General features: G+C 39.6%; 12 protein-coding genes and 1 other RNA gene. 8 read left to right on the plus strand and 5 right to left on the minus strand.

Annotated elements, in window-relative coordinates; translation table 11 throughout:
* Nucleotides 1-213: 213 nt before the first annotated feature.
* Together ssrA and smpB are read right to left on the minus strand one after the other, a co-directional pair.
* Nucleotides 214-569, minus strand: a transfer-messenger RNA (tmRNA) gene (gene ssrA, locus GUY17_RS05990).
* Between the two features lie 145 nt (nucleotides 570-714).
* Nucleotides 715-1,203: an SsrA-binding protein SmpB gene (gene smpB / locus GUY17_RS05995; protein ID WP_011636568.1), complete on the minus strand. Its 489-nt coding sequence runs from the start codon at nucleotides 1,201-1,203 to the stop codon at nucleotides 715-717.
* Between the two features lie 252 nt (nucleotides 1,204-1,455).
* Here smpB and GUY17_RS06000 point away from each other — a divergent pair, with 252 nt between their 5' ends.
* The gene (locus GUY17_RS06000) at nucleotides 1,456-1,890 is read left to right on the plus strand and encodes an SRPBCC family protein (protein ID WP_162022595.1); all 435 of its coding nucleotides are present in this window, start codon (nucleotides 1,456-1,458) and stop codon (nucleotides 1,888-1,890) included.
* Nucleotides 1,883-2,218, plus strand: a complete 336-nt coding sequence (locus tag GUY17_RS06005; RefSeq protein ID WP_101085549.1) for an RnfH family protein — start codon at nucleotides 1,883-1,885, stop codon at nucleotides 2,216-2,218. Before GUY17_RS06000 ends, GUY17_RS06005 begins: the two co-directional genes overlap by 8 nt.
* Nucleotides 2,219-2,333: 115 nt before the next feature.
* Here GUY17_RS06005 and GUY17_RS06010 read toward each other — a convergent pair whose 3' ends face one another.
* Nucleotides 2,334-2,843, minus strand: a complete 510-nt coding sequence (locus tag GUY17_RS06010; RefSeq protein ID WP_101085547.1) for an outer membrane protein assembly factor BamE — start codon at nucleotides 2,841-2,843, stop codon at nucleotides 2,334-2,336.
* 318 nt (nucleotides 2,844-3,161) lie between these two features.
* Between GUY17_RS06010 and GUY17_RS06015 the strand changes: the two genes are divergently transcribed.
* The 6 genes from GUY17_RS06015 to GUY17_RS06040 all read left to right on the plus strand — a co-directional run bounded on the left by GUY17_RS06015 (nucleotide 3,162) and on the right by GUY17_RS06040 (nucleotide 12,648).
* Nucleotides 3,162-3,998 carry an SAM-dependent methyltransferase gene (locus GUY17_RS06015; RefSeq protein WP_162022596.1) on the plus strand — a complete coding sequence of 279 codons (837 nt, stop codon included), beginning with the start codon at nucleotides 3,162-3,164 and terminating at the stop codon, nucleotides 3,996-3,998.
* Nucleotides 3,999-4,311: 313 nt separating this feature from the next.
* Nucleotides 4,312-4,524 carry a hypothetical protein gene (locus tag GUY17_RS06020; protein WP_101085543.1) on the plus strand — a complete coding sequence of 71 codons (213 nt, stop codon included), beginning with the start codon at nucleotides 4,312-4,314 and terminating at the stop codon, nucleotides 4,522-4,524.
* 7 nt (nucleotides 4,525-4,531) lie between these two features.
* A complete protein-coding gene (locus tag GUY17_RS06025) occupies nucleotides 4,532-6,277 on the plus strand; it encodes a GGDEF domain-containing protein (protein ID WP_162022597.1) in 1,746 nt (581 codons plus the stop codon).
* A gap of 1,333 nt (nucleotides 6,278-7,610) precedes the next feature.
* The gene (gene aceB, locus GUY17_RS06030) at nucleotides 7,611-9,263 is read left to right on the plus strand and encodes a malate synthase A (protein ID WP_162022598.1); all 1,653 of its coding nucleotides are present in this window, start codon (nucleotides 7,611-7,613) and stop codon (nucleotides 9,261-9,263) included.
* A gap of 90 nt (nucleotides 9,264-9,353) precedes the next feature.
* On the plus strand, nucleotides 9,354-10,670 hold the full coding sequence (gene aceA / locus GUY17_RS06035; RefSeq protein ID WP_011636576.1) for an isocitrate lyase: 1,317 nt from the start codon (nucleotides 9,354-9,356) through the stop codon (nucleotides 10,668-10,670).
* Nucleotides 10,671-11,193: 523 nt separating this feature from the next.
* The gene (locus tag GUY17_RS06040) at nucleotides 11,194-12,648 is read left to right on the plus strand and encodes an HDOD domain-containing protein (RefSeq protein WP_162024296.1); all 1,455 of its coding nucleotides are present in this window, start codon (nucleotides 11,194-11,196) and stop codon (nucleotides 12,646-12,648) included.
* A gap of 173 nt (nucleotides 12,649-12,821) precedes the next feature.
* Here GUY17_RS06040 and GUY17_RS06045 read toward each other — a convergent pair whose 3' ends face one another.
* A complete protein-coding gene (locus tag GUY17_RS06045; RefSeq protein ID WP_162022599.1) occupies nucleotides 12,822-13,427 on the minus strand; it encodes a nuclear transport factor 2 family protein in 606 nt (201 codons plus the stop codon).
* A 49-nt stretch (nucleotides 13,428-13,476) separates the two neighbouring features.
* Entirely contained in the window at nucleotides 13,477-14,301 is an 825-nt protein-coding gene (locus GUY17_RS06050) for a M90 family metallopeptidase (RefSeq protein ID WP_162022600.1), read from the minus strand.
* Nucleotides 14,302-14,570 lie beyond the last annotated feature (269 nt).

Consider the following 14,570-nt stretch of genomic DNA (forward strand, 5'->3'; position numbering starts at 1 on the left):
CTATAAATTATTGACAGTTATAGGCCTAAATTGTGGTTTTAGTAACATCGAAACGGCTATGTATTTGCCGATGTTACTTCTGATGTTACTAAAAGTTCCGGTTTTCAACAAACGTTATCGTACACAAATGGAGCTGGATTTAACGTAAGTCATTGATTTATGTATTTTACAGACAGAAAAAAAGACGTCCTAAGACGTCTTCGTTCCTTTAATTGGTGGAGGCGGCGGGACTTGAACCCGCGTCCAGAAAGCCTACATCCTCGGCACTACATGTTTAGTCTCTCTTTTATTTAACCAAGCAGTCTCCGAAAGACAGGATGCTACTTGGTGAGTCCGGTACTGTTTCGCGGTTCACCCCCGGACGGAGTTCCCTCGCTAGCACACTGTAATATGACCATCAGGATCCACTGTCCACGTGCGAAACGTGTGGTTGATGGCTAGCTAGCCTAAGCTGCTAGAGAGTAGTTAGAGTCGTTTGCAACTATAACGGTGCGGCTTTTTACGAGGCCAACCGCCCCTCGACATGCTCCTTGGGTTTCGTGAATCCTGTCGAATCCAGAATCGCCCCCAATTGAGTTAACTATAACGCTTTGTTAGATGAATACCTAGTATCCATTAACAAAATATAATCGTTTGTTCACTATCTGTTCGTTATAGGCCTATGTTCAATAACAACTTATCAATTTTAATCGTTTCAGTGGCCTACTAACGAGATTAAGCGTTTTCTTTGTCTTTTTTCATTACGCGAGCTTTTTCAATTTTCCACTCACGTTCTTTGGTATCTTCACGTTTATCGTGATCTTTTTTACCTTTACCTAAGCCAATTTCGACTTTTACCCAGGCACCTTTGCGCCAGTACATTGATAATGGTACCAGGGTGTAGCCTTGACGCTCAATTAGGCCGGCAAGTTTATCAATTTCACTGCGCTTTAATAGCAGTTTTTTGGTTCTGATTGGATCACATATTACATGGGTTGAAGCGGTATTAAGTGGTTGAATAGTACAACCATGCATAAAGGCTTCACCCTCTTTAATATAGACATAACAATCAGATAAATTTACTTTACCCATGCGAATGGACTTAACTTCCCAGCCCATAAGTTGTAATCCCGCTTCGATTTTGTCTTCTATGCGGTATTCAAAGGTCGCGCGTTTATTGCGTGCGATGCTCGCTGAGGCGTTTGCTGATTTCTTTTTTACCATTATTATTACCGTTCTGATTGCCGTTATTGACCTGAAGGATGGTGCTGGACAACCCGCAGTGAGCCCATTTGATAAACTCTATTATGCTAATACTATTAACTAATAGATATGGGGGAGATTTTTGATATTTCAACGATTATACCCAGTTTCTTGGTGATTGTGTTATTTCCAACGTGATTTAACGCTCTCGGAGATGCCTTTTTTATTTAACGTGATAAAATCGCACTATTGTATTAACGATAGTGATGTCAGATGCCCAAGATTTCCAAAAGTATGCTGGTTAGATTTAGTGCCTTACAGATGTATGATTTAGTCAATGATGTTGAATCGTATCATGCTTTTCTACCGGGATGTGTCGGTGGTAAGGTGCTTGAGTTTGATGGTCAAACCATGGTGGCGTCGGTTGATGTTAGTAAGGCGGGGATCAGTAAAACATTTACCACCCGCAATCAAGTGATCCAAGCTAAATCGATTTCACTTGAATTGGAAAATGGCCCGTTTAAGTATATGCATGGCTTGTGGAAATTTACTGAGCTTACCGAAGATGCCTGTAAAGTTGAATTTGATTTAGACTTCGAATTTTCAAACATGCTGGTTGATATGGCGTTTGGCAAAGTGTTTAAAGATTTGATGTCGTCGATGGTAATGGCATTTACTGACAGGGCAAAGGTGATTTATCGTGATTAATGAAACAGAAAAGTTCTCGGTAGATGTTATTTATGCATTGCCAAAACAGCAGAAAATTATTTCGGTGATGGTGTCGCCAGGCACTACATTCATTGAAGCCGTTAAGCAAAGTGATATTGTTAAATTTTTTCCGGAGATTAACCTTGAAGAGGTTAAGCTTGGGGTGTTTAGTCGCCAGGCCAAACATGATGAGGTACTCGTTCCTGGGCAACGTGTTGAAATATATCGCCCGTTAATTGCAGATCCTAAAGATGTTCGTCGCAAACGTGCCGAAAAAGCCAAAGATGAAGGTCGTATTAATAAAATCACCGGTGCTAAAGTCAATTAACTTACCATTAGTAAGGTGATGGATTAAGTTTTTAGGTGGTTATATAATAAAAAAGCAGGACTCTCGTTAGAGGTCCTGCTTTTTTATTGGCATAAATCACATGTTATCGTGTGGCTTATGTTGGTGCATTATCATTATCATTTTCGGCCTGGTTTTTTAACGCAGGACGTAGCTCTTCAACTAAAGGTTTCGCATCTGGACGAACTTCTGGTAATAAAGGCTTAAGATCCTGTTCGTTAACTGACGGCAACGAGCTTTCATCAAGTGGAGTATTAAATTCTGCACTTAGGTCATAATCACCAGCAACACTTGAAATCTTGTCGCCATTAAAGTGAATGATCAACTCTTTATGAGTAATACTAGCATCTCGACCACTTTTAAAATGGTACACATAATACCAAGTGTCATCGGAGAAGCTGTCGCGCAATACTGGACGACCTAAAATATATTCTGCTTGCTCTTTAGTCATGTCGACACGAAGTTTTTCAACTTGCTGTGTTTCCATGTAGTTGCCTTGTGGCACATCTGGCTTGTAAATCAACCAATCAAACACACTGCATCCGCTAAGAGATAATGAAAGCGCTACTGCGCTTACAAGGGTAAGACTTTGTTTTTTGTTTATCATTGTCTGCGCTACTTCCTAAATTCTGTCGGTCATCATACCCAAGCAGTCCCTATGCTGACAAGGGTCTATTAGAAGATGTTGTGGTTTTGAGTCAATTTAGCGGTTGAAGTTCCATTTTCTTCGATAAATAAATTTAGAGTAAATTTTCATTTTTATTTAACATTGTACAAAAAATGTTGGTAGGATGTTGCTCAATTTATGATTTAGATGCCCTAGTTAACGTTTAATAATGTCAAGTGCTATTAATGCATAAGTTATTGATAATTTTATTTTATGCTTTTATTTTGCGTTGTAATTATTTCAAAATAAGAAACCACGATGACGAGACAACAATCACCGATAGCAACATTAACCAGTGCAAAGAAAGGTAACCTTGTTTGTGTTGGCACGGGATTACAGCTTGCAGGGCAAATAGGTGCATTAAGTTTGAGTTATATAGAGCATGCTGATGTGGTCTTTTCGTTAGTGCCCGATGGTTTTTCTGAACGTTGGTTAATGTCGCTTAATTCAGATGTTCGCTCGCTTCAACCTTATTATGCTCAACACGATGAGGTAAAAAATCGTCGTGATACTTATGCCGAAATGGTTGATGCTATCTTAGACGAAGTTCGCTTAGGCAAGTTAGTTGTATGTGCCTTATATGGCCATCCTGGGGTATTTGCTTGCGTAGCGCATTGGTCGATTAAACAGGCCCGTAGTGAAGGTTTGGACGCTAGCATGTTACCGGGTATTTCAGCTGAAGCTTGTTTGTGGGCTGATTTAGGCATTGACCCAGGCAATAGTGGTCATCAAAGCTTTGAAGCGACTCAGTTCATGCTTTATCACCACGTTCCGGATCCTACAACGCATCTTTTACTTTGGCAGATTGCTCTTGCGGGTGAACATACCTTAACTCAATTTAGTAGCACTAAAGATAAATTACAGATTTTGGTTGAACACTTAAATCAGTGGTATCCGCTGAATCATGAAGTGATTATATATGAAGCAGCAAATTTGCCATTTCAATCACCTGTTATAGAGCGCATGCCGTTATATGTATTGCCAGAGGCTAAACTAACGACGATTAGCACATTGTTAATTCCTCCAGCGCGTCCAATGACGCTTAACCATGAGATGTTAGCCAAATTAGGTATCGCCGAAGCAGATATTGGCTAAGTATTTTTATGGCTGTTCACAAATGAGGTAATAAAGTAATAGTATGTTTTAAACCGCCGTACTTTTATCGACAAGCTATTAATGGTGATTATTGGATGTAAATGATTCAATCTTAGCGAAATTGATATAGTTTTTATTGATAAAAAGATGTTAATGGGCAATTTTGTGTAGAGATTTGCAATAAAACAATTGGTTACGACGTTTTTTGTCGACGGAACGACCCAGTAAAGTTAAAGTTGTTACAAATGATAATCACATAGATGTAAATTTAAGTCGCTAATTACAAATATAATCTAGAATATAAGGTTACGATATGTCTAACATGAATACATTTTTTACTAAGCTTGGAACGGACGCCGCTTTATTGGAAGCATATAAGCTTGATCCACGTGGTGTAATGAAATCAAATGGATTAACACAAGAAGAGATTGAAGCTGTGATGTCAGGAGATAAAGCACGTGTTAGTCAGTTGTCTGGTGATAAAGAAATGGCCATGTATATGATTATAAGTAATCCGACAGAGTAATTATTTTTTGCCTCAAATATTGATGTATTTTTTTATTATCATCGTGTTGCTTTTTAGCCGCGCGGCGATAGCTGACAACATCGATTATGATAAAGAACTCGACACTATTGAACAATCTTTGAAGACTGATATTGGTTATGCCATTGAAAAGATTGATACCGCGTTATCCTCTGAATCGTTACTCACCTCACCACAGCATAGCCGTCTGTATATGTTGCTAGGTACAAAAGATCTTTATTTAGGTCATTTTGTCGAAGCAGATAAAGCTTTCGATAAAGCACTGACATACGGACCACTTGGTGAAGAACTCACCAATATTTATTTATTGAAAATCACTGCAAATATCGGCTTGAGTAATTATCAAAAAGCTTTTGCTCTTTTAGAGGATAACCTTTCTCGTATCGACAGTTATCAAGATCAAAGTATCAAAATAATGTCCTATATTCGCTTGATGAATGTGTATTTACAGCTTAACGCTTATGAGGAAATGCTACGTATCGCGCAATTAGCACTGAGTCTAAACCAAGGTAAAGACCCAAAAAGTGAATGTTTTTCGATGTTATATCACTCAGTTGCTCATTTAAAGCTAGCCCACTTTGATCAAGCCGAGACGTTCTTTAAAGACACTCAACTTTATTGTAAAAATCATGGTTTTCCATTGATTGAGATTATGTCAATTAAGGGGCAAGGTAATGTTTTGTTTGATAAGGGCTTATATGCTGAAGCAGAACCATTTTATCTAGTGGCTTTAGAGCGCTACCAGAAGTTTAAATTTCAAATTGAGATTAACGAAATACAGTCTTATTTGAGCTCGATATATTTCCATTTGGGTGATTATCAGCAAGCCGATATGTTTGCGCAGTTAGTTAATGCTTTACCCAATAAGCCCAGTAATATGCAGGTAAAAAAACGTGTTAGCGAAATACTGTCTTTAATTGCGGGTAAACGTGGTCAGTTCGATAAAGCATACCAATATCAAGTTGTTGCTTCTGCACTTGGTCAGCAATTACTTGATGAACAGAAAGTAAAAGAAAATGCCTACCAAATGGCCCGCTTTGATAGCGTTGAAAAAAATCGTGAGAATACCAGCTTAATTCAAGACCATGAACTTTTGATGAAACAAAAAGATTTATTCATGAAAGAGAAAAGTTCATCGATTATGTTTTCAACATTATTAGTTGGGCTTTCTGTTGGTTTATTATTGTTATTAATATCTGCTTGGATGCAGCGTAATCAATTTATGAAGCAAGCGCAGCGAGATGGATTAACAGGTATCTTTAATCGCCGTACAGGGCAAGAAATGGCAGAAAATGAATTTATTCAAGCTCAAATGCTTGGCGAGTCATTTTCTGTGCTGTTGATGGATTTAGACTTATTTAAAAATATTAATGATCAATATGGTCATGCTACGGGCGATTGGGTATTAAAAAAGGTCACACATGTGATTGGTGAAATGTTAAAGCCGACCCATATATTTACCCGAATGGGTGGGGAAGAGTTTGCTATTTTTATGCCAAAGCAAACTGAAGATATCGCGGTTGAATTTGCCGAACAGGTTCGCCATGCCGTTGCCAATATTAACACCCGTTTCTCAGGGCACGATTTTACTGTCACAGTGAGTTGTGGTGTGAGTAGCGTCGATAAGGATGACCTAAGCCTCGACCCGTTAATTCGCCGTGCCGATTTAGCGCTTTATAAGGCTAAACATAACGGTCGAAATTGCGTCATCTGTTATAACGACGCCATCAAATAACGATAACCCTCTAGCTGACTGTATATCCCTCCCGTGTATTACCTTGAGTAAAGTAAATCAACATATGCTAAACCAGCTTGTGATAGCAGCTAAACGCTGACACTACGGCAGTTGTGAACGTTACAGTGCACTGGACAAGGAAAGTTAATCAAAGCTTTTTTATCAGCGTAATTTGCGCTATTAATTTATCACAGACACGCTATAAGTGCGCCTTGTTAGTCGAGCAACGAGTAAGTTGGATAGTGCAGATTTGAAACAATCTCTTTTTATCGCGCAACCCCATCTTTTATTCTGAGTTAATATTATGCATTTATGGTCTGTACCAAATTGCTTCAAGGTAAAATCCTCCGCTACAAATGCTAACGCTATGTCCGTCTCATTTATCACTTACAACATGTGTTAACTCCATATACTCATCACCGTTTGCGTTACCTTGTTGGCCACTCTATTTGAGCTAGAGCTGAATCATTAACTATTTATCAATAAACGACAATTAACATACTGTGAGCGAAGCTTGGTTATTATTGGCATATTCCGCCCAGAGCAGATCACCGTTTGTTACTTGTTGCTGCACCATTTTGGTTCTCTATTGCCCCATTTATGAAGTTCTTTCAATTATTTTTAAAAAAATTGAATTTTATTTAAAAAAAACCAATCTACTTGAGCTTGTTGATCGGGTGACGTAACTCACATTTTAAGCCGTTGCGGCGGCTTATTTTATTTCGTTTACGTAAACGTAAATTTAAAACAGTTGTTTAAATTTGGTAGTTGATTACCTAGTTTTAACTATCTGTTTTTAAAGATTAAAACCTTGTTACGTGTAGGTAAGCTAGAAACGTTACAAAATTGTTTAATTCAATGGCATAGACTAAAGTTTAGTAAACATAATTTTACATCAAGTAATTATATTACATCCTTTTTTACCATAATCATTTACCGGTAAATTGGTAAGATGAATTTCAGATGGCCAATTTAAAGTATAAGCTCTATCTTATTATTGCGTTTAATATCAATTGTTTAAGTCTGTTTTTCTCGGTTGGTAAGACCATTTTATATGATCTGTAACACTGGTTTTTAAGTCGTTTTGGTAAAGTGAAGACTGTTGCAATTACAAACGTTTTTGGTTAGTTTTTAGTACGAAACAGACATTTGAAAGTTTTTGGTAAACAGTCAGCTTCAGTTAAATGTTATTAGAAATGGTTTATTTGAACGCGAATATATACGCCGATGAGTTGGTATAGATAAGCGTGATAAGTAGACAGTAGATAACGTCACTACACAGTGAAGCATGACAACCGATATCAAAACAGACAGCATTTAGGGAGCCATTATTATGACGGCAGAACAATTAGTAGCTCAATACAGTAAGTCCACAGCAAATGCTGATGATTCGATTAAAACCGATCTCACGTTTATTGGTCCCACTGTCAACGGTCAAGAAGACGTTTTTAACTCTGGCGCTGTGGCTTTCCTTGATTCGTTATGTGCAAAATTTGTTGATGAAGTACCTGAGCTATTAGCTAAGCGTAAACAAAAACAAGCTCGTATTGATAATGGTGAGTTGCCTGATTTTTTACCTGAAACTCGTGCAATACGTGGTGGTGATTGGACTATCCGTGGCATGCCTGATGATCTCACCGACAGACGTGTTGAAATTACTGGCCCCGTTGACCGTAAAATGATCATCAATGCTTTAAACGCCAATGTAAAAGTGTTTATGGCCGACTTTGAGGATTCATTAGCACCGAGTTGGCAAAAAATTGTCGAAGGACAAATTAACCTTCGTGATGCCGTTCGTGGCGATATTGAACTAACCGTTCCTGAAACCGGTAAGCATTATTCGTTAAACCCTGACCCTGCAGTGTTAATTGCTCGTGTACGTGGTTTGCATCTTATTGAAAAGCACATTGAATACAAAGGCAAACCTATTCCTGGTGGGTTAGTCGATTTTGCTATGTACTTTTATCATAATTATCGTCAGCTGTTAGCTAAAAACTCTGGACCTTACTTTTATATTCCTAAGTTAGAAAGCCATATAGAAGCGCGTTGGTGGGCAAAAATGTTTGCCTTTGTAGAAGAGCGTTTTTGCTTACAGCCTGGCACGATTAAATGTACTTGTTTAATTGAAACATTACCTGCGGTATTTGAAATGGAGGAGATTCTTTATGAACTTCGTTCAAACATTGTCGCGCTGAATTGTGGTCGTTGGGATTATATATTCAGCTACATCAAAACCTTAAAGAACTATCCGGACCGTGTACTACCCGACCGTCAAGCGGTAACGATGGATACTAAATTTTTAAGTGCTTATTCACGTCTATTGATAAAAACTTGCCATAAACGTGGCGCATTAGCCATGGGCGGTATGGCAGCATTTATTCCTGCTAAAGATGAAGCGACTAACGAACTGGTACTGCAAAAAGTGCGTGGCGATAAAGAGTTAGAGGCTCGCAATGGCCATGACGGTACTTGGGTCGCACATCCTGGTTTAGCCGACACCGCAATGAAAATTTTCAATGATTACATCGGTGGCGATAGAACCAATCAATTACACATTACTCGTGATGTCGATGCACCCATTTTAGCCAGCGAGTTACTTGAGCCTTGTCAAGGCGAGCGAACTGAAGCAGGCATGCGTTTGAACATTCGTATTGCGTTGCAGTACATCGAAGCGTGGATCCAGGGCAATGGTTGCGTACCGATTTACGGTTTGATGGAAGATGCTGCCACGGCTGAAATATCGCGCACTTCTATTTGGCAATGGATCCAGCATGGTAAAAGTTTATCCAACGGCAAACTGGTCACTAAAGCATTGTTTAAAGACATGTTGAAAGAAGAAATGGCCAACGTGAAAGAGGAACTTGGTGCAGAGCGCTTTAAAGCAGGTGAGTTCGTCAAAGCGGCAACATTATTTGAACAAATTACTACCTCTGATGAGCTAGTCGATTTCTTAACATTACCAGGATATGAACTGTTAACGGCGTAATGTCGGATAACGATATTAATTACAACACTACTGAATTAGGCAAAGTTGAATGATTCACTTTGCCACCCTCATACAGGAAGGGGCGACACTATGACTACACAACTAACTCGTCAGCAACAGGTTGATGCAATTAAGAAAGATTGGGCTGAAAATCCACGTTGGAAATCGGTTAAGCGTCCTTTCACTGCTGAAGAAGTTGTTGCATTACGTGGCTCTGTTGTGCCAGAAAATACCATTGCTAAAATGGGTGCTGCAAAATTGTGGGAACTGGTTAACGGCGGCGCTAAAAAAGGCTACGTAAACTCACTGGGCGCACTTACTGGTGGTCAAGCGGTACAGCAAGCAAAAGCGGGAATAGAAGCGATTTACTTATCAGGCTGGCAAGTTGCTGCTGACGCTAACTTAGCGGGCACTATGTATCCAGACCAATCACTTTACCCAGCAAACTCAGTACCTGCTGTTGTGAGCCGTATTAATAACTCATTTCGCCGTGCTGACCAGATTCAATGGGGCAAAGAAGTAAATCCTGGTGATGACAATTACACTGACTATTTCCTACCTATTGTTGCTGATGCAGAAGCCGGTTTTGGTGGTGTATTGAATGCATTTGAACTAATGAAGTCGATGATTGATGCTGGTGCTGCAGGTGTTCACTTTGAAGACCAATTAGCGTCTGTTAAGAAGTGTGGTCACATGGGCGGTAAAGTTTTAGTGCCAACCCAAGAAGCGGTGCAAAAGTTAGTTGCTGCACGTTTAGCGGCAGATGTTAGTGGTGTTGATACTTTGGTTATTGCACGCACTGATGCCAATGCTGCAGATTTGATGACTTCAGATTGTGATGAATATGACCGTGAGTTTGTTACTGGTGAACGTACTAACGAAGGTTTTTACCGCGTTAGAGCTGGTTTAGACCAAGCTATTTCACGTGGTCTTGCTTATGCTCCTTATGCTGATTTAATTTGGTGTGAAACAGCTAAACCTTGTCTTGAAGAAGCGAAGAAATTTGCTGATGCCATTCATGCACAGTACCCAGATCAACTACTTGCTTATAACTGTTCACCTTCGTTCAACTGGAAGAAGAATTTAGATGACGTCACTATTGCTAAGTTCCAGCAAGAGTTGTCTAACATGGGCTACAAGTACCAGTTCATCACGTTAGCAGGCATTCATAACATGTGGTACAACATGTTCGATTTAGCCTATGACTATGCACGTGGTGAAGGCATGAAGCATTATGTTGAAAAAGTACAAGAGCTTGAATTTGCTGCTGCTAAGAAAGGTTATACCTTCGTATCGCACCAGCAAGAAGTGGGTACAGGTTACTTTGATCAAGTGACAACGTGTATTCAAGGCGGTAAATCGTCAGTAACAGCGCTAACGGGCTCTACTGAAGAAGAACAGTTTTAATCGTTAGTCCCAACCGTTTTACAAGTTTGGTCACTTTGTGACTGTTGTAACCCCGTGCGGCTCACCTACAGGTCGTACGGGATTTTTATCCTCATATGATGGTTTATAAGCGAATGCTTAGTTGTTAAACCTGATTGTTTGGATACTTCCTACCCGTAAGTTTTTTCCAACCACATTATTGTGATTGCGGCTCTTGTGAGCCGTTTTTTTTTGCCCAATATTTATCGTTTATGTAGATGTCACTTTTGCGCCCAGATGAATCCCATTTATCTCGAACCACACTTGCTCAAAAATCGCTATTCCTGAATAAAGTGATGTAATAGCGATGTAACATGTCGCTTACTTATTGTACTAGCATCAGTGAGATTAATTCATTAACCAGTAGGCGCTAGGATATGAGTATTGTTGTTTTGCTTTGATACGTGAGCTAGCTTGAGCGAATAGCAATATCTACAAGACACTGTGATGAAATTGAGTATACTGAAAACAATGTTTGTTATATTTAGGTTAATTTTTGAAGGCGATGACTCAGCAAAAAGGGGCAGATTACTGGACCAAGCGGATTAGTGATCAAGAAATGCCTGCATTATGTTCAACTGTGCGTGATTTAGAAAAGTTGGCAAAAGACGATGTGTCTTCGTTATCTTTGTTAGGTCGAAGTGTCATGCACGACAATGCACTCACCTCGCGTATTTTACGAGTGGCAAACAGCGCCACTTACAATAAAGGTATTAATCCTGTTTCGACCGTTAGCCGTGCAGCGGTAGTATTAGGTTTTGATACTATCCGCAATATATGCATTACCGCAAAACTACTCACCAGTTTACTTGAAAATAAGCACCTGAGTGAAGGTGTCTATCAACGTTTATTAAAACTGATGGCGCAATCTTTTCAAGCGGCGATGCTCGCCAGAATGATGATGAGCGACCGTGGAGAATCGCTACGTGAAGAGGTGTTTATTGCCTCGTTATTGTATCGAATAGGCGAAAGCGCTTTTTGGAGTATGGGCGGTGAATTGACCGAACAGCTTGATAATAAGTTGTTAGCCATTGACAATAAAATTGAACAAAACTCATTGATTCGAGCTGAACTAGGCACCTCTTTTACCCAGCTGACCCAAAGTATTGCCAGAAGCTGGGGCTTAGGTGAAGTGCTGATTAAGTCTTTAGCACAACCCGATGAGCGCATGCCTGAGATCCGTTGTATTTTTTTAGCCGATAAGTTATCAGAAATTGTGTCGCAGCCTAAAGTTAACCCTGAAGAACTGCATAAGCGCCTATCTCAAGCCGCAGAAATGTTAGACATCAGTGTGGATGAATTTACTGAAAAATTTATCGATTGCAGTAAAATAACCCATAAATTAGCCATTGAATATGGTGCCAAAGCCATAGTGTCTTATTTACCGAATACCGCAGACGTATTAGAACATGTCGATTCTCCTGTTGAGCCCACTGAAATTCGGCTAACCAATCAAGGTTATCAGTTAAGTAAATTGAGACAATTAACCCACTATGCAGTGGTTAAAACTGATTTTAATCAAATAATGCAAACCACATTAGAAGGGATGTTAACCGGAGTTGGCCTAGACCGTTGTGGTGTACTGTTACTCTCTCCAAGCCGTAAATTATTACAACCTAGGGTGATGATGGGGGATGGCGCTGAATTGTTGAAACAAGCCTTTGTGATTGAACTAGACGATCCTCGATCGGTTTTCACTCAATGTATTGGGCAAAAAAAGAGTGTGTGGGTCAATGCTCCCACCAGTAAAGAATGCAAAGTACAAATTGATGATGTGCTAGTTGAACGCTTTTCTCAAAATGGCTTTTTATTAGCACCACTCTTTGTTGGCCATAAAGTGTTGGGATTATTTTATGCGGATAGGCAGGGATCTGGACGTTGTTTTGAGCAAGAGGATTTCGACAGTTTTACTCACTTTAGTGAACTCGCTAACGTGTGTTTTGGGGTGTCGATGACATAAGGTGGCTATTGAATAGTTTCCAATTAGCTACAATCTGTCTAGTGTCTAGTGTCTAGTGTCTAGTGTCTAGTGTCTAGTGAATAGTGAATAGTGAATAGTGAATAGTGAAGCGTTAACTATTCACTATTATGGCGGTCATCATACTCGACAATGGCCACCATATTGTTTAATGGCTATTGCATAATTAAGCTGGTAATACGTTTGGCTTTATCGTTTGGAATTGGAAAACTCAAATGATATTGCGCTATCTTCCATCCTTCAGAAGTTTGTACCAACGCACCTGTACCCCGGCTGATACCATACGCCGGGCTATAGAGCTGCTCGTCAAATACAATGGTATCGTCAATTTGTAACAAGTGACGTGACTTTAAATCGTAACGCCAGCCTTTAGTGGGTTTGGCATAATGCTCAAATTCAACCATATTCCAACGCTCTGAATCATCGGTACCAATAAACACCGCTTGTGGATGATAAAGACTAAAATAAGTGGTCCAGTCAGCAGCAGCTGCACTTTCATGTAATAAATTTAACAAGGCGCTGACTTCTTGGTTGTCTTTTTCTGATAAGCCTTGGCTATCAATTAACTCATTTTTTTGGCTAATGTCTTTTATAACAGCTTCACTTTCGGAGCTCACTTGCTGACTAACTTGTTTGTTTTTAGGCTCAGTTTGGCTCTGTTCAAGTGTTGATTCTTCGGCTTCAGTTGCATGTAAATCGAAGGCTGCCACTGTCGTCATTAACACGGCAATAAAACCGAGTCGGTGAATGATTGATTGCATAGTATTCCTGTTAACCTAGTAAATTATTATTATGTGTTTTAATACTTTTTTAATGCCAATTTATTGGATCTAGTTGATAAAACTGGCTCAATTCTTTATACAATTGTTGATGCTGTTGGTAAAACTCCACGGGTCGTTCAAAAAACGTTTCACTTATCACCGCAAAAAACTCCGCCGGGTTGGTCGCGCCGTAATAGTTAAATAATGACGGGATATGGTGTTGAGCGCAATACTGAAGTTGCTTAAATTCTTGCCCCAATGTGCTAGACCATGAGCGATATGAAGTGATATCGCGCAGTGGTGGTGCACCATTAGCTGTTCCATCTTCTTGATCAAGCTGGTGAGCGAATTCGTGTATAACAACATTGCTACCATCAAACGGATCGGCAGCGCCTTCTATAGTGCTGTTCCATGACAATACGACTTTGCCATATTCCCAAGACTCTCCCAGCAACACATTGCGTTGGCTTGATTGTACCCCTGCGAGATCCGTGCGGTTTTTCTCAACGATAAACGCGCTTGGATAGACTAAGATTTGTTTAAGTTTTGGGTAATAGTCAGTTTTACGGTTGAGTAATAATAAACACGCTTGGGCTGCAATCGTCACTTTTACTTCGTCATTGATTTCGAATCCGTCACAACCGATAAATTGTTTCTCATCAATAAATATCTGAATATGCTTTTTGAGTTGAAGTTGCAAATCCGTCGGCATGGCTTTGAAATAAGGAAAACGCTTTTTTAATATATGACGCCATTGAGTGGGAAATGGTTTGCTGGCGACAATGCTACGTTGACGGTTGAGGCGCCATTGGCTACTGACAATCCATGCCACAGCTGTTATTGATATAACGAGTAATATTACAATCGCGATCATAGAAGTGTCCTGGTAGTCGAAGAGGGCGTTAAGATTGTTATCTTAAGCTTATGTATTATCTGAGCTTGCAATTTTTAGCATGGCTCATTTATTTCATTCGCTAGTCGCTGTTTAATTCCATGAGTATTTAATGGGGCAGTTTGTTAGCAAATTCAAGCTTTAGGAAAAACTAAATAGCAGTGGGAGCCATAAGTGATAACGTAGTTTGCTTAACGTGTAGGTTGGGATTTTGGTTAAATAAAAGCACTGGCTAGCAAATATTAGTCTCA

This window comes from Shewanella sp. Arc9-LZ (assembly GCF_010092445.1).
Classification (GTDB): domain Bacteria; phylum Pseudomonadota; class Gammaproteobacteria; order Enterobacterales; family Shewanellaceae; genus Shewanella.

Bases quoted from the DNA above. Each gene is read 5' to 3' on its own strand.
- smpB (WP_011636568.1), bottom strand. From the start codon at position 1,203: ATGGTAAAAAAGAAATCAGCAAACGCCTCAGCGAGCATCGCACGCAAT.
- GUY17_RS06000 (WP_162022595.1), top strand. From the start codon at position 1,456: ATGCCCAAGATTTCCAAAAGTATGCTGGTTAGATTTAGTGCCTTACAG.
- GUY17_RS06010 (WP_101085547.1), bottom strand. From the start codon at position 2,843: ATGATAAACAAAAAACAAAGTCTTACCCTTGTAAGCGCAGTAGCGCTT.
- GUY17_RS06015 (WP_162022596.1), top strand. From the start codon at position 3,162: ATGACGAGACAACAATCACCGATAGCAACATTAACCAGTGCAAAGAAA.
- GUY17_RS06020 (WP_101085543.1), top strand. From the start codon at position 4,312: ATGTCTAACATGAATACATTTTTTACTAAGCTTGGAACGGACGCCGCT.
- aceB (WP_162022598.1), top strand. From the start codon at position 7,611: ATGACGGCAGAACAATTAGTAGCTCAATACAGTAAGTCCACAGCAAAT.
- aceA (WP_011636576.1), top strand. From the start codon at position 9,354: ATGACTACACAACTAACTCGTCAGCAACAGGTTGATGCAATTAAGAAA.
- GUY17_RS06040 (WP_162024296.1), top strand. From the start codon at position 11,194: ATGACTCAGCAAAAAGGGGCAGATTACTGGACCAAGCGGATTAGTGAT.
- GUY17_RS06045 (WP_162022599.1), bottom strand. From the start codon at position 13,427: ATGCAATCAATCATTCACCGACTCGGTTTTATTGCCGTGTTAATGACG.
- GUY17_RS06050 (WP_162022600.1), bottom strand. From the start codon at position 14,301: ATGATCGCGATTGTAATATTACTCGTTATATCAATAACAGCTGTGGCA.